The following is a 15,158-nucleotide window of genomic DNA, read 5'->3' as shown; positions in this document are numbered from 1 at the left end:
GGGCCCGCACGGCGCGCGGGGCCGGCACGGCGCCCGGGACTGGGACGGCGCCCGCGCGGCTAGAACCCGAGCAGGGCCATCCCTATCGCGGCGGACGTCAGCGCCAGGACGAGGAGCACGAGCACCCACGCGATGCCGAGGTAGCCGATGACCAGGGCAGAGATCGCCATCGCGCGGCCCTCCTCGCCCCGACGCCTTATCTGCGCGAGCGACACGTGCCCGAGGATCACCACGATCACGGTGATGACCGCGGGCACCAGCGGGACGAACAGGCCGAGGAACGAGCCGAAGACGATGTTGGCCACGGCGACGACGAGGGCGACGACGGCGAGCTCGTTACCGCCTGCCGGGGGCGCCGGCTCATACGGGTCGGACACCGGCGGGTCAGTCCTCGGTCGGACCGACGCGGTGGACGCGGGTCCGTTGTGCGAAGTACAGGCCGAGCCCGGCGAGTGTGAACCCGCCGATGAAGTTTCCGATGTGGACCGGGATCTGATTCCACAGCAGCCAGTCGGCGACGCTCACGTCCGCCCCGAGCATCATCCCCGCGGGGATCGTGAAGTGGTTGACCACCGCGTGCTCGTAACCGAGCGCGAAGAACGTGAGGATGGGCAGCCAGATGGCCAGGATCTTGCCCGAGGTACTGGAGGAGGAGAACGACATGATCACGCCCAGCGCCACCAGCCAGTTACACAGCACCGCGCTGAGCGTCACCCAGCCCAACCCGGTGACCAGCCCCGCCTCCTTGTAAGCGATCGTCTTCTCCACCGCGAGGTCGGCGAGGGCCTGGGCTCCGGTCGCATCCGGTTCCGTGCCCATCCCCGTGAGTACGGAGGTGATCATCCAGGCGGCGGCCAGGCCCCCGATCGTGTGGCCGAGGATCATCCATCCGAAAACCCGCAGGCAGTCCCGCACGCGGACCCGCTTCTCCAGCGCCGCGAGCGGAACCAGACCGTACGCGCCGGTGACGAGTTCCCACCCGAGAAGGACGACGAGGGTGAGGCCGATGGGGAAGAGGACGGCACCGACGATCTCCACCCCGGTCGCGTCGGTGACCATGACGGCCAGCGTCGTGGCCGCGCCGAGCAGGTAGACGGCGAGGAAGCCGCGCAGCGCCAGTTGCCAGCCGGGGACGTGGGTCTTCTGCTCCCCGGCCTCGACGGACGCGGAGACGATGTCGGAAGGGGCGACCGCGGTCATACTGGGCCTCGCTGTCCTCGATGGAAATCGGATCGGGCAGAGGTGTTCTGGTGGCTGATGTCCGTGCGTGCGGGCGAGCCTACCGGCCGCGGGGGGATCCGCAACGGGATGAGCCTGCACGCGGTTTCCTTGAGTGCTGGCACTCGCCTGTGTAGAGTGCCAATAGACACGGTGCACCGAGGGCGTCACCCGCGACGGCGCACGCGGCGGGCCGGGTCGTACGGAAACAACGGGACGCCCACGGTGTCCCGGATCTTCGAACCACACTCCGAGCCGCCCTAGACCCGGGCGGCCACACCCCATACGGGAGGATCATCGTGGCGATCAAGCCGCTTGAGGACAAGATTCTCGTCGAGGCCCTCGAGGCCGAGACCACCACGGCGTCCGGCCTCGTCATCCCGGACACCGCCAAGGAGAAGCCCCAGGAGGGCACCGTCGTCGCGGTCGGCGAGGGCCGCTTCGACGAGGACGGCGACCGCATCCCCATGGACATCAAGAAGGGGGACAAGGTCATCTACTCGAAGTACGGCGGCACTGAGATCAAGTACGAGGGCAAGGAGTACCTGATCCTCTCCTCGCGCGACGTCCTCGCGGTCATCGACTGACGTGAGCTGCGTCAACCCCGCCCCGGCGGCGCCGGCTACTGCCAGGCACCACCGGGGCGGAGGTGTCTCACGCCGCGACACCGTATCGACCCGACCACCCACTTCCCTCCAGGAGTTCCATCAATGTCCAAGTTGATCGCGTTCGACGAGGAGGCCCGCAAGGGCATGCTCGCCGGTGTCGACGAGCTCGCCGACACCGTCAAGGTCACGCTCGGCCCCAAGGGCCGCCACGTCGTGCTCGCCAAGGCGTTCGGCGGCCCCACCGTCACCAATGACGGCGTCTCCATCGCCCGTGAGATCGAGCTCGCCGAGCCGTTCGCGAACCTCGGGGCGCAGCTCGTCAAGAGCGTTGCCACCAAGACCAACGACGTCGCCGGCGACGGCACCACCACCGCCACCGTGCTCGCCCAGGCCCTCATCCGCGAGGGGCTGCGTAACGTCGCGGCCGGCTCCAACCCGATGGCGATGGGCAAGGGGATCGAGAAGGCCGCCTCCGCCGTCGTGGAGTTCCTCCGCTCGGCCGCGACGCCCGTCTCCGGCTCCGAAGCCGTCGCGCAGGTCGCGACCGTGTCCTCGCGTGACCCCGAGATCGGCCGCATGGTCGCCGAGGCCATGGACGCCGTCGGCGTCAACGGCGTGGTCTCCGTCGAGGAGTCGCAAGGGCTGCACACCGAGGTGGCCGTGACCGAGGGCATCGCCTTCGACAAGGGCTTCCTCTCCCCGTACTTCGTCACGGACCCGGACGAGCAGAAGGCCATCTACGAGGACGTCCTGGTCCTGCTCCACCGCGAGAAGATCAGCTCCCTGCCGGACCTGCTCCCGCTGCTCGAGAAGGTCGCCGAGACCGGCAAGCCGCTTCTGATCGTCGCCGAGGACGTCGACGGCGAGGCGCTGTCGACCCTGGTGGTCAACTCGATCCGCAAGACGCTCAAGGTCGTCGCCATCAAGGCCCCGTACTTCGGTGATCGCCGCAAGGCCTTCCAGGAGGACCTCGCAATCGTCACCAAGGGTCAGGTCGTGAGCCCGGACCTCGGCATGAAGCTGTCCGAGTGCGGACTGGAGGTGCTCGGGCAGGCCCGCCGGGTGACCGTGTCCAAGGACGAGACGATCATCGTCGACGGCGCCGGCGACCAGGCCGACGTCGACGCCCGCGTGGCCCAGCTGCGCCGCGAGGCCGAGGCCACCGACTCCGACTGGGACCGCGAGAAGCTCGAGGAGCGGATCGCCAAACTCGCCGGTGGCGTCGCCGTGATCCGCGTCGGCGCGGCCACCGAAACGGAGCTGACCGAGCGGAAGCTCCGCGTCGAGGACGCCGTCAACTCGGCCAAGGCCGCCGTGGAGGAGGGCATCGTCGCCGGTGGTGGCTCCGTGCTCGTGCAGGCGGCCGCCGCACTCGATCGGCTCGCCGAGGACACCGCCGACGCAGATGAGAAGGTCGGCGTGACCGTGGTCCGCAAGGCGCTGTCCGCCCCGCTGTTCTGGATCGCCGCCAACGCCGGCGAGGACGGTTCCGTCGTCGTCAGCAAGGTCTCGGACCTCGGCCCGCGGGACGGTTTCAACGCCGCGACGGGCGAGTACGGCGACTTGGTCTCCGCCGGGATCATCGACCCGGTGAAGGTCACCTCCTCCGCCGTCGTCAACGCCTGCTCGGTGGCTCGCATGGTCCTCACCACCGAGACCGCGATCGTCGAGAAGCCCGAGGAGAAGAGCGCCGACGCGCACTCGCACGCCGGTCACTCCCACTGATCGCGACCGGCTCACGGGCCCCGTTCCCCGCTCCGGCGGGGGCGGGGCCCGTCCGGTGTCACGGGCCGGTCGTGTGGTCCCGCTTCGCCGGCAAGGGTTACGCTGGGCGCTCAGCAGTACTCCCCCGACACTCCGGTCACGCGCCTATTCTGAGCGCGAGCCGCGCCGGCCGCCCCCGGGCCCGGGCGTGGGACCCGTCGCGACCCGTGTCGCGCCCCGAGAGAAAGGCCTGGCCCCGTAACACATCCGTGTAACGCGTGGCCCTCCGAATCCGATGACAGGTACAGCAGACGAGTTGGAACTCGCCGTCGCCGACGCGGTCAAGGGTGACCGCGCCTCTGCAGCGCGTGTGCTGGAGCTCGTGCGACCCGGTGTGGTGCGGTACTGCCGCTCCCGCGTCGGAGGCTCGGAGAGGGCCAACCTGTCTGCTGACGATGTCGCCCAGGAGGTGCTGATCGCGGTGCTCTCGGCACTGCCGGGATACCGGGATCAGGGACGTCCCTTCATGGCCTTCGTGTACGGGATCGCGGCTCACAAGGTCGCGGACGCCCATCGTGGCGCCGCGCGGAACAAGTCCGATCCCGTGGAGTACCTCCCCGAGGTGCTCTCGACCGACACGGGGCCGGAGGACCACGTCCTCGACGGCGAGGTGTCGAGAGCTATGAGCCGCCTTCTCGACACCCTGCCCGAGAAGCAACGGGAGATCATCCGACTGCGTGTCGTGGTCGGACTCTCCGCGGAGGAGACGGCGGAGATCGTCGACAGCACGGCCGGAGCCGTGCGCGTCGCTCAGCACCGGGCGATGAAGCAGCTCCGCGCGAGAATCGAACAGGACGGAGAGGAGCGATGGCGATGAACGACGACGATGTCGACCCCGGCGCCCGGGACGACGACGCCTCGCTCGACGAGCACGAGGTGGACCCCCTCGGGGTCGACCGTGACGACGAGCTCCTCGACGCCCTCGGACGCGGAGAGCGCCCCGAGGGGGACGATCCGCTCCTGGCACTGTTCGCCGACTGGCGTGCCGAGACCGGTTCCGCGGAGCTTCCCGCGCTCCCGAGCGACGAGCAGATCGAGGTCGCTCTCGCACCGAACGTGTCGCGGCTGTGGCCCCGGCGCGGGGGGGTTTCCTCGGGAGATCACCATCACGGCAGGCGTCCCGCGCTCTGGCAGGCGGTGACCGGGGCCGCGGCCGTGACCGCCGTGATCGTCGGTGGCCTGTCCGTCGCCGCGCACAGCGCGATGCCCGGCGACCCGCTCTGGGGTGTGTCCAAGACGATCTTCTCCGACCGCGCCGGAGACGTCGAGTTGGTCAACGACCTCACAGAGTTCCTCTCCGCCGCCGACCTCGCCGCCCGCGAGGGCGACCGGGGCGAGGCCGAACGCCTTCTCCACGAGGTGAGCGAGCGGCTCGACGAGGTCTCGGACGCCTCGGAGCGTGTGGAACTCATGAAGCGCAGGGACGCCATCAAGCGCGATCTCAGCCGCGTGACCCCGAGCACGGTGCCGTCGCCCGCGCCGGCACCCGCCCCGAATCCGGCTCCCGCCCCCGCACCGGGCGCGGCGACGCTGGTTCCGGGTGTCCCGGTGCCGCTGCCGTCCAACCTGATCCCCCCGCCGCCCCCCGGCATGCCGGTCATCCCGCTGCCGCTCGACGGTCTGCGCATCTCCACGACGCTTCAGATCCCGATCGACACGCAGCGGATCCAGGATTTCCTGGCGCCCACCACGGGCCGTCCGAACGGGGACGTGGGGGAGGACCAGCTGGGCGTGCAACCGTCACCGTCCCGCACCACTGTGACCCAGGTGCCCACCCCGACCCAGCAGCCCCCGTCGTCGTCCCAGCAGTCGCCGGAGTCGACCCGGCCCACCAACTGATCGGCGGCGGCCCCGCGTGGCCGAGGGGTTTCCACGTTTCGCACGCCGAACGAACCGACCCCGCCTACCGGTCACGGGAGGCGGGGATCGGCTCTTCTGTCCCTATCCGGGTCAGCGACGCCAGTTCAGCCGGCGGGGGCGCATCGCGCGGACAGCGTCCGCGTAACCGCGGCAGTACTCCCAGGTGACGTAATCATCGGGGATGGGGTCGAAGGCGGGCTCGTGGGGCAGCAACGAACCGTCGTCGAGCAACTGCATGAGGTTGGCGCGCAGCATGTCCCACTCGTGGTAGTGCTCCTCCGCGCAGTCCTCGCACTGCACCGCGACACCCTTGACCCCGATCGGGGCCAGCAGTCGACGGAATTCCGCGAGGTCCGCCAGGTCCTCCTCGATCGCGCGTCGCTCATCGGCGTCGAGGGGGCCCGAGGGCACCCCGTCGTCGATGGGGTCCAGCCCGGCCAGCTCCGCGGCCGGGTCATCCGGATCGCCGGCGAACGGGTCGGGCGGCATTCCGTGCCGTAGGGGATCGTTCACGCCCTCCACCGTACCCGTGACCACGGTCTCACGGGGCCGACGGTTCGAGCCGCGGGCCCGGTAACCACTATCCTCGGAAGCAGCACCGAGACGACCCCCCCAGGAGGACGGCAGATGAGCGAGTCGCAAGGCCCCGTACGCACCGGCGGCGACGACCCGACCAAGGTCGCGATGGTGGGCCTGACGTTCGACGACGTTCTCCTCCTCCCGGCCGCGTCCGAGGTGGTCCCCAGCGAGGTCGACACCAGCACGCGACTGACCCGGGAGATAACCCTCCGGGTACCCCTGATCTCCTCGGCGATGGACACCGTCACCGAGGCGCGCATGGCCATCGCCATGGCCCGACAGGGCGGTATCGGTGTCCTGCACCGCAACCTGTCCGTGGGTGACCAAGCCGCGCAGGTCGAGACGGTCAAGCGGTCCGAGGCCGGGATGGTCACCGACCCGGTCACGTGCGCCCCGGGCGACAGCCTGGCCGAGGTCGACGAGATGTGCGCCCGCTACCGCATCTCCGGCCTGCCGGTGACCGACGAGCGCGGCGAGTTGGTGGGCATCATCACCAACCGCGACATGCGCTTCGAGATGGACAAGTCGCGGAGGGTCGACGAGGTCATGACCCGTGCGCCCCTCGTGGTCGCGCGCGAGGGCGTGACCGCCGAGGCCGCGCTGGGGCTGTTGCGTCGTCATAAGATCGAGAAGCTGCCGATCGTGGACGGGGACGGGCGTCTGACCGGCCTCATCACGGTCAAGGACTTCGTCAAGACCGAGCAGCACCCGAACGCCACCAAGGACTCCGACGGACGCCTCCGGGTGGCCGCCGCGATCGGCACCGGCGAGGACGCGTGGCAACGCGCCGGCGCCCTCACCGACGCCGGTGTCGACGCGCTGGTCGTCGACACCGCGCACGCCCACAACCGCAACGCCCTCGACATGGTGGCCCGCGTCAAGCGTGAACTCGGCGACCGCGTCCAGGTCATCGGCGGCAACCTCGCCACCCGCGGTGCAGCCCAAGCGATGATCGACGCGGGAGCGGACGCCATCAAGGTCGGCATCGGTCCCGGCTCCATCTGCACCACCCGCGTCGTGGCGGGCGTGGGTGCGCCCCAGATCACGGCGATCCTCGAGGCCTCGGTGGCCGCGAAGGCGGCCGGTGTCCCGGTGATCGCCGACGGCGGGATGCAGTACTCCGGGGACGTGGCCAAGGCGATCGCCGCCGGTGCGTCGTCCTGTATGTTCGGCTCGCTGCTGGCGGGCTGCACCGAATCCCCGGGCGAGCTGATCTTCGTGGACGGTAAGCAGTACAAGGTGTACCGCGGCATGGGCTCGCTGGGAGCGATGCGCGGGCGCGGCAAGCCGGGCGATGAGAAGTCGTTCTCCAAGGACCGCTACTTCCAGGACGATGTGCTCTCCGAGGAGAAACTGGTCCCCGAGGGCATCGAGGGGCGTGTCCCGTACCGGGGCGACGTCGCGCAGGTCCTCCACCAACTTGCCGGCGGTCTCCGCGCGGGCATGGGCTACACGGGGTCGGCGACCATCCCGGAGATGAACGACGCCCAGTTCGTCCAGATCACGGCTGCGGGGTTGAGGGAGAGCCACCCGCACGCGATCCAGATGACCGTCGAGGCCCCCAACTACAACGTCAAGGACTGAGGGCGCGTGCGCAACGTCGTGGAGATCGGCCTGGGCCGCGAGGCCCGTCGGATGTACGGGCTCGGCGAGGTGGACATCGTCCCGTCCCGCCGGACCAGGAGCTCCAAGGAGGTGTCGACCTCCTGGCAGATCGACGCCTACCAGATGGACATTCCCGTGATGACGCATCCGACGGACGCGGTGGTGTCCCCGTCCTCGGCCGTCGAGTTCTCCAAGCTCGGCGGTCTCGCCGTGCTCAACGGAGAAGGTCTCTGGGCCCGTCACGCCGACCCCGAGTCGGCAATCGACGAGCTGCGTGAGCTCGCCCTGGAGGACGTGACCGGGCATCGTGCGGTCGCCCGCCTGCAGGAGTTGCACCGTGCGCCGATCGACCGCGAGCTGCTCGCCGCGTCGGTGCAGCGTATCCGCGACGAGGGCGCCACCGTGGCCGTGCGGGTCTCGCCGCAGCACGCGCGCGAACTCACGCCGGGTCTGGTCGCGGCCGGGATCGACCTGCTGATCGTGCAGGGCACCATCATCTCGGCCGAGCACGTCAGCGGCGAGGACGCCCCGCTCAACCTCAAAGACTTCATCGGCGGGCTCGACGTGCCGGTGATCGCCGGTGGCGTCGTCGACTACAAGACCGCCCTACATCTCATGCGCACCGGTGCCGCCGGGGTGATCGTGGGCTACGGCGGCGCCGACGGCGTCACCACCACCGGGCCGGTGCTCGGCATGGAGGTCCACATGGCCACCGCGATCGCCGATGCGGCCGCGGCCCGCCGTGACTACCTGGACGAGACCGGCGGTCGCTACGTGCACGTGCTGGCCGACGGTGACATCTACACGTCGGGTGACATCGCCCGCGCGGTCGCGTGCGGCGCGGACGCGGTCGTGCTGGGTCCGCTGCTGGCGGGCGCGCTCGAGGCCCCGGGCCGCGGGGTCTACTGGAACTCGGTCTCCGCGCACCCCAAGGTCCCGCGGGGGCATGTCGCCGAGGTGGGGGACGAGACCGCCCTGGCGCCGCTCGCCGAGGTTCTCGAGGGGCCGACAAGCGTCCCCGACGGCACCCGCAACCTCATGGGTGCCCTGCGGCGTGCCATGGCCAAGTGTGGATACTCCGACGTCAAGGGTTTCCAGAAGGTGGACCTGTCCGTCCGTCCCTGATCCCTCGCCTCCAGCCCGCGCACCCGGAAGCCCGCCAGGGCCCGGGTGCGCGGCCATTCCGGTGGGCGCCCCGGCCGGCTTCGCTTCCAACAGCCGACCTCTGGACAAACCGCGGGCTACTGTCGAGTAAGTTAGCTGTGCTCGGGTACTGTGACCCACAACATCGACCACCTCGGGAGTTGCATCATGACGTCACACACGCAGTCGACCCCGCCTCACGCCCCCTCCGCGGCGACGGACACCGATGTCCTCGTGATCGGATCAGGCTTCGGCGGCAGCGTGACGGCCCTGAGGCTCACGGAGAAGGGCTACCGCGTCACGGTGGTCGAGGCCGGCCGCCGGTTCGAGGACGCCGACCTGCCCAAGACGTCGTGGCGTCTCCACAAGTACGTGTGGGCGCCCAAGCTCAAGCTGTTCGGCATCCAGCGCGTTCACATGATGCGCGACGTGATGATCCTCGCCGGCGCGGGCGTGGGGGGCGGCTCGCTCAACTACGCCAACACGCTCTACAAGCCGACCGGCCAGTTCTTCAAGGACCGCCAGTGGGGCCACATCACGGACTGGGAGGAGGAACTCACGCCGTTCTACGACCAGGGCCGCCGCATGCTCGGCGTGGTCACCAACCCCACGCACACCCACTCGGACGAGGTCATGAAGAAGGTCGCCCGCGACATGGGCGCGGAGGACACGTTCGTCTACACCCCGGTCGGCGTGTTCTTCGGCGAGAAGACCGGCGGCGAGGGCAAGCCCGGCGAGAAGGTGCCGGATCCGTACTTCGGTGGGGTCGGCCCGGACCGCAACGCGTGCATCGAGTGCGGTGAGTGCATGACGGGATGCCGCCACAACGCCAAGAACACCCTCATGAAGAACTACCTCGCCCTGGCAGAGCGCGCGGGTGCCCGGATCCTGGACCGCACGACGGTCAGCGACCTGCGCGAGCGCGCCGACGGGACATGGGAGGTCACCCTCGAGCGGACCGGCGCATGGACCAGGCTCGGCAAGCGCACCACGACCACGACCGCCCAGCAGGTCGTCGTGGCCGCCGGCACCTGGGGGACCCAGCACCTGCTCCACTACGCCAAGGACTCGGGCTCGCTGCCCCGGCTCTCGGACGCCCTCGGCAGGCTGACCCGCACCAACTCGGAGGCCATCCTCGGGGCGATGCGCCCGAACTACGAGCCGGAGCAGGACTTCTCCGAGGGCGTGGCCATCACGTCGTCGTTCCATCCCCGCTCGGACACCCACATCGAACCGGTCCGCTACGGCAAGGGTTCCAACGCCATCGCCATCCTGCAGACCCTCCTCACGGACGGCGACGGGCCGCTCCCGCGGTGGCGCGTCCTCCTCAACGAGGTCCGGCGCGAACCGAAGGTCTTCCTGCAGCTGTTCAACCTGCGCCGCTGGAGCCAGCGGTCGGTCATCGCGCTGGTCATGCAGAACCTGGACAACTCGCTGCAGACGTACGTCAAGCGCTTCGGACCGTTCCGCTACGTCACCAGCAAGCAGGGACACGGCGATCCCAACCCGACGTGGATCCCGGCCGGCAACGAGGCGACCCGCAAGATCGCCGAGGAGATCGGCGGGCTGGCCGGGGGCACGTGGGGGGAGATCGCCAACATCCCGCTCACCGCGCACTTCCTCGGCGGCTGCGTAATCTCGGACTCGCCGGAGACGGGCGTCGTGGACCCGTATCACCGTGTGTGGAATTACCCGACGATGCACATCGTGGACGGTTCGGCGATCTCGGCGAACCTCGGCGTCAACCCGGCGCTGAGCATCACCGCCCAGGCGGAGCGGGCGATGTCGCTGTGGCCCAACAAGGGCGAGGCGGACCCCCGGCCGGCGCAGGGGGAGGCCTACCGTCGCCTGTCCCCGGTGAAGCCGGTGCGCCCGGTGGTGCCCGAGGACGCGCCGGGTGCGCTGCGGTTGCCGATCGTCGAGGTCTCTAGCGGCGGGGTGCCTGCTCGCGGGTGAGCTCGAGCAGGCGGTCCATGGCCTCGCGGATCCCGGAGGCGACCAGATCGGGGTCGGGGACGAGGTGCTCGCAGGCGTTGATGCCCACGTCGAGCTGACCGTCGACGGACATGGCGGTGACGGACAGTCCGGAGCCGTGCATGAGCGGGCCTAGCGGGTACATGCGGGTGACCCGTCCGCCGAGGAAGTCGAGTTCCTCCTCGGGGCCGGGGATGTTGGAGACCACCAGGTTGTGCACGACGGGGTGCAGGTCCGCGAGGTGGAAGTCGCCGTAGATCCGCATGAGCACCTGCAGTGCGGTGGCGGGGGCGAGTTCGGCGACGTCCTGGATGAGGTCGGGTCGCATCCTGTTCCTGGTCTGCTTCTTGCCCCGGCCGGTGCGGGCGGAGATGGCGCGCAGTCGGTCGACGGGGTCGGCGATGTCGGTGCGCAGGGACGCGAACAGGACGGTGACGCGGTTGTGCCCGCGGGCGCCGTCGGCGTCGCGGGTGGAGACGGGCACCACTGCGATGAGCGGTGGGTCGGGCAGGTCGTCGTGGGCCCGGAGGTATCGGCGGAGTCCGCCGCCCACCACGGTGAGGTAGACGTCGTTGACGGTGACGCCGAAGGCGTCCTTGACCTCGGTGATCTCGTCGAGGTCGAGGGAGGTGCCCCACACGGCGCGGTGGGGGGTGATCGTGGCGTTGAACCGGGTGCGCGGTGCGGTGAACGGCGCGGCTCCGGGGACGACGACGAGGTCCTCGTTCCCGTCCTGCGAGCGGTCGTCGTCGGGGGCGGACTCGGCGGGGGCCGCCGGCGACGAGGGTGAGTGCAGTGCGAGGGGCAGGGTCAGGACCTCGGGGATGAGCCGTGCCAGGGTCAGCGGGCGTCGTACGGTGAAGTCCCACAGACCGCCGGCGAGGAGCCGGATGGGGTTGGCGCTGCCGGCCTCGACGCGCACCATGTCGAGGTCGCGGGGTGAGGCGGGTCGTCCGGCCCGGCTGAGCTTGAGCAGGATGTCGGCGCCGTGTGCCCCGTCGAGGACGGCGTGGTGGGCGCGGAAGAAGACGGCGACGGTGTCGGGTTCGGCGAGGTGCTCGAGGATCCACATCTCCCACAGGGGGCGGGTGCGGTGGAGCGGGCGGCTGCCGAGGGTGCCGCACATCTCGAACACGGCGCGTTCGTCGCCCGGTTCATCGACGTCGACGCGGCGGACGTGGGCGGAGACGTCGAGGTCGTACTCCTCGACCCAGGCGGGGTGGCCCAGGTTGAGCGGGGAGTCGTAGATCTTGCGCCGCAGCTCGGGGAGTTCCTTGATCCGGCGGCCGAGTTCGGTGCGGAGTCGGTCGAAGGAGTACTCGACCTCGAGGCCGGACACATCGATGAACAGGACCGCCCCCACGACGAGGGGCTGCTGGGCGGTCTCGAGGTACAGCAGGCTCGCGTCGAACCCGGTCATCCGTTCCATGGGTGCCCTCGCGCTCTGTGAGCCCGTCGCCGGGCCGGGGTCGTGGTGGGAGTTCATTGTGAACCCCGGTGCGGGGGATGTGGTGGAGTTCGGCGGACGGGCCGTGGGGCCTAGACTCGGGCGCGTGGCCGAGAACGCACAGACCGATTCCCAGAACACCGCCGAGGCGGTGGCGTCCCGTCCCGTCCTCGTCGTGGACTTCGGTGCCCAGTACGCGCAGCTCATCGCGCGGCGGGTGCGCGAGGCGCGCATCTACTCCGAGGTGATCCCGCACACCGCGTCCGTGGAGGAGATCCGCGAGAAGGACCCGGTCGCGCTGGTGCTGTCGGGTGGGCCGGCCAGTGTCTACTCGGAGGACGCGCCGTCGATCGACCCGGCGGTGTTCGAGTTGGGGCTGCCGGTGTTCGGCATCTGCTACGGCTTCCAGGCGATGGCCGGTGCGTTGGGCGGCGAGGTCGCGCACACCGGGAACCGCGAGTACGGGCGGACCGATGTCTCCGTCTCGGGTGGCGTGCTGCACGCGGGCCTGCCGGAGCACCATCCGGTGTGGATGAGCCACGGGGACGCTGTCACCGCCGCCCCGGACGGCTTCGAGGTCACCGCGTCCTCGCCGGGCGCCCCGGTGGCGGCGTTCGAGTGCCCGGAGCGCCGGATGGCGGGTGTGCAGTACCACCCGGAGGTGTTGCACTCGCCGCACGGGCAGCAGGTGCTGAGCCGCTTCCTCACCGACGTCGCGGGTCTCGAGCCCACGTGGACGGCGGCGAACATCGCCGATCAGCTGGTCGAGGCGATCCGCGAGCAGGTCGGTGACGGGCGCGCGATCTGCGGCCTGTCCGGTGGCGTCGACTCGGCGGTCGCCGCGGCGCTGGTGCAGCGGGCGATCGGTGATCGCCTCACGTGTGTGTTCGTCGACCACGGTCTGCTGCGTGCGGGCGAGCGCGAGCAGGTGGAGAACGATTTCGTCGCCGCCACGGGCGCCCGTCTCATCACGCTGGACGACTCCGACGTCTTCCTGGGGCACCTCGACGGGGTGACCGATCCGGAGACCAAGCGCAAGATCATCGGCCGCGAGTTCATCCGGTCCTTCGAGCGGGCGGTGACGCAGGCGCTCGAGCTCCAGGGCGAGGACGGCGGGTCGGTTGACTTTCTCGTCCAGGGCACGCTGTACCCGGACGTCGTGGAGTCCGGTGGCGGGTCGGGTACCGCCAACATCAAGAGCCACCACAACGTGGGCGGTCTTCCGGATGACGTGGAGTTCACGCTCGTCGAGCCGCTGCGGTTGTTGTTCAAGGACGAGGTGCGTGCGGTGGGCCGTGCGCTCGGCCTGCCCGAGGCGATCGTCAGCCGCCACCCGTTCCCGGGGCCCGGTCTGGCGATCCGCATCGTCGGCGCGGTGGACCGTGACCGGTTGGCCACGCTGCGGGCGGCGGACGCGATCGTGCGCGAGGAGATGACGGCCGCGGGACTGGACGCCTCGGTGTGGCAGTGCCCCGTGGTGCTGCTCGCCGACGTGCGTTCGGTGGGCGTGCAGGGCGACGGCCGCACCTACGGTCACCCGATCGTACTGCGTCCGGTGAGTTCCGAGGACGCGATGACGGCCGACTGGACGCGCGTGCCGTACGAGACGCTCGCGCTGATCTCCAACCGCATCACCAACGAGGTGCCGGACGTCAACCGGGTCGTGTTGGACGTGACCAGCAAGCCGCCGGGGACCATCGAGTGGGAGTGAGCACCACCCGCTGAGCCGAGCCGCGCAGCCGCTCCTCGCGATGGCGTCTCGCCCTCGCGCCTGCCCGCCTTTGTTTCGCATCCGCTCTCCGCGATGGCGTCTCGCCCACCCCGAAGTGCGCGCGAGACGCCAGGCCGAGGAGCGGCTGTCGGTGGGTCGCGAGCACTCATGCGGGCGCGAGACCACCGAGCCAGGAGGTGGCGTACGTGGCGGGCGCGGAATGGGCCTTCGACGCGGTCAGCGCCGCAGGACCATCATCAGTCCCATGAGCACGGCCAGGACGAGCCCGGCGGCCAGCAGCAGCGTCGGGGTGATCACCGGCGCGCCGAGGATCGCCCACACCGCGACGCCCAGCGAGGCCAGGCCCGCCACGGCGAGGACCGGCGAGCCACCCCGGCGACGCTGGGCCACCTCGACGGCACCGGCCGCGGGCGGGACTGGTTCGGGGGCGACTCCGAATCCGAGCGGCTCGGGGGTGGCGAACCCATCGCCGTAGGGGAGTGGGTCGTGCAGCGGCTGGTCGGGGCGGAAGCCGGTGTCGGAGGTGTGGCCTGGGCTGGTCATGTCGGTGCTCCTGTCGGGGTGCGGTCGGGTGGGCCGGTCGCTCATCGCGTCACCGTGATCGATCCGGCGCCGGTGGTCACGTCCAGCGTGAGAACGGGGCCGGACGCCTCGCCGGGCGTCGGGTCCGGGCAGTCGACGGACCCGAGGTCGGCGTGACAGCTCAGGTCCACGGCGAGGTCCTCGGGCAGCAGGACGCGTACCCCGCCGAGGTCGTTGCGGACGCTGAAATCGCGGTCGCGGTCGAGGTCCAGCTCACGCAGGTCGACCGTCACGGATCCCAGCTCGTGGACGACCGGGGTGTCGAGCTGTGTGGGCTCGGTGATGTCGACGCGCAGGTCACCGGTGCCCTCCCAGGCACCCTCCGGCAGGTGGGGCTGGACGAGCGAGGCCAGCAGGACGAACCCGACGAGCGGGCCGGCCACCACGAGCAGCCCGTGGCCGCGTCGGGTGAACGCCCCCACCACCAGACCGCCCGCCACCACGGCGAGGGCGATCGCCGCGATCCGCGTGGAGTCGAGCCAGGTGATCCCGCCCAGGGTGGACAGGCCGATCGCGACGGCCGTGGCGATGAGCGCGAGCCCGAGGGTGACCTTGGTCAGGCGCGAGCGCGGCGCGGCCGGCTCGGGATCGGGGCGGGGTGCGTCCGCGGGGTCGGGCAGGTCCCACGCGAAGGGCGCCGCGCCGA

13 protein-coding genes and 1 pseudogene are annotated in these 15,158 nt (G+C 70.5%); 8 read left to right on the top strand and 6 right to left on the bottom strand.

The window, feature by feature from the left end; genetic code table 11:
• Positions 1 to 59: 59 nt before the first annotated feature.
• Together HMPREF3086_RS09840 and HMPREF3086_RS09835 are read right to left on the bottom strand one after the other, a co-directional pair.
• Positions 60 to 377 carry a DUF4190 domain-containing protein gene (locus HMPREF3086_RS09840; protein WP_070721601.1) on the bottom strand — a complete coding sequence of 106 codons (318 nt, stop codon included), beginning with the start codon at positions 375 to 377 and terminating at the stop codon, positions 60 to 62.
• A gap of 7 nt (positions 378 to 384) precedes the next feature.
• On the bottom strand, positions 385 to 1,200 hold the full coding sequence (locus tag HMPREF3086_RS09835) for a formate/nitrite transporter family protein (RefSeq protein ID WP_070721599.1): 816 nt from the start codon (positions 1,198 to 1,200) through the stop codon (positions 385 to 387).
• A 317-nt stretch (positions 1,201 to 1,517) separates the two neighbouring features.
• On the opposite strand from HMPREF3086_RS09835, the gene groES reads away from it, so the two are divergent.
• From groES to HMPREF3086_RS09815, 4 genes are all read left to right on the top strand, one after another.
• Positions 1,518 to 1,805, top strand: coding sequence for a co-chaperone GroES (gene groES, locus HMPREF3086_RS09830; RefSeq protein ID WP_061913968.1), 288 nt, complete (start codon positions 1,518 to 1,520; stop codon positions 1,803 to 1,805).
• A 123-nt stretch (positions 1,806 to 1,928) separates the two neighbouring features.
• On the top strand, positions 1,929 to 3,551 hold the full coding sequence (groL, locus tag HMPREF3086_RS09825) for a chaperonin GroEL (protein ID WP_061913970.1): 1,623 nt from the start codon (positions 1,929 to 1,931) through the stop codon (positions 3,549 to 3,551).
• A gap of 274 nt (positions 3,552 to 3,825) precedes the next feature.
• Positions 3,826 to 4,407, top strand: a complete 582-nt coding sequence (locus HMPREF3086_RS09820) for a sigma-70 family RNA polymerase sigma factor (RefSeq protein WP_061913973.1) — start codon at positions 3,826 to 3,828, stop codon at positions 4,405 to 4,407.
• A complete protein-coding gene (locus HMPREF3086_RS09815; protein WP_083324387.1) occupies positions 4,404 to 5,429 on the top strand; it encodes a hypothetical protein in 1,026 nt (341 codons plus the stop codon). Before HMPREF3086_RS09820 ends, HMPREF3086_RS09815 begins: the two co-directional genes overlap by 4 nt.
• Positions 5,430 to 5,540: 111 nt before the next feature.
• Here the strand turns inward: HMPREF3086_RS09815 and HMPREF3086_RS09810 are convergent, their stop codons facing one another.
• Positions 5,541 to 5,963, bottom strand: coding sequence for a DUF5319 domain-containing protein (locus HMPREF3086_RS09810; protein WP_043568413.1), 423 nt, complete (start codon positions 5,961 to 5,963; stop codon positions 5,541 to 5,543).
• 114 nt (positions 5,964 to 6,077) lie between these two features.
• Between HMPREF3086_RS09810 and guaB the strand changes: the two genes are divergently transcribed.
• From guaB to HMPREF3086_RS09795, 3 genes are all read left to right on the top strand, one after another.
• Positions 6,078 to 7,613 (top strand): IMP dehydrogenase, encoded by a 1,536-nt coding sequence (gene guaB / locus HMPREF3086_RS09805; protein WP_061913977.1) that lies wholly within the window; start codon positions 6,078 to 6,080, stop codon positions 7,611 to 7,613.
• Positions 7,614 to 7,619: 6 nt separating this feature from the next.
• On the top strand, positions 7,620 to 8,759 hold the full coding sequence (locus HMPREF3086_RS09800) for a GuaB3 family IMP dehydrogenase-related protein (protein ID WP_063935669.1): 1,140 nt from the start codon (positions 7,620 to 7,622) through the stop codon (positions 8,757 to 8,759).
• A 186-nt stretch (positions 8,760 to 8,945) separates the two neighbouring features.
• Positions 8,946 to 10,733: a GMC family oxidoreductase gene (locus HMPREF3086_RS09795; RefSeq protein ID WP_063935687.1), complete on the top strand. Its 1,788-nt coding sequence runs from the start codon at positions 8,946 to 8,948 to the stop codon at positions 10,731 to 10,733.
• Here HMPREF3086_RS09795 and HMPREF3086_RS09790 read toward each other — a convergent pair.
• Complete coding sequence (locus HMPREF3086_RS09790; RefSeq protein WP_232302984.1) at positions 10,705 to 12,171, bottom strand: WS/DGAT/MGAT family O-acyltransferase; 1,467 nt, start codon at positions 12,169 to 12,171, stop codon at positions 10,705 to 10,707. The genes HMPREF3086_RS09795 and HMPREF3086_RS09790 overlap by 29 nt on opposite strands.
• 133 nt (positions 12,172 to 12,304) lie before the next feature.
• Between HMPREF3086_RS09790 and guaA the strand changes: the two genes are divergently transcribed.
• Positions 12,305 to 13,909, top strand: a complete 1,605-nt coding sequence (gene guaA / locus HMPREF3086_RS09785; RefSeq protein WP_305790934.1) for a glutamine-hydrolyzing GMP synthase — start codon at positions 12,305 to 12,307, stop codon at positions 13,907 to 13,909.
• Positions 13,910 to 14,146: 237 nt separating this feature from the next.
• On the opposite strand, the gene HMPREF3086_RS09780 is transcribed toward guaA, so the two are convergent.
• Entirely contained in the window at positions 14,147 to 14,473 is a 327-nt protein-coding gene (locus HMPREF3086_RS09780; RefSeq protein ID WP_061913983.1) for a hypothetical protein, read from the bottom strand.
• A gap of 41 nt (positions 14,474 to 14,514) precedes the next feature.
• A pseudogene (locus tag HMPREF3086_RS09775) lies at positions 14,515 to 15,158 on the bottom strand (hypothetical protein); the annotation flags it as partial.

The sequence above is a fragment of the Dietzia sp. HMSC21D01 genome (genome assembly GCF_001815995.1).
GTDB classification, from domain to species: Bacteria; Actinomycetota; Actinomycetes; order Mycobacteriales; family Mycobacteriaceae; genus Dietzia; species Dietzia cinnamea.
The sequence above is the reverse complement of the archived record's forward strand: the minus strand, read 5'-3'. Positions and strand labels throughout refer to the sequence as shown.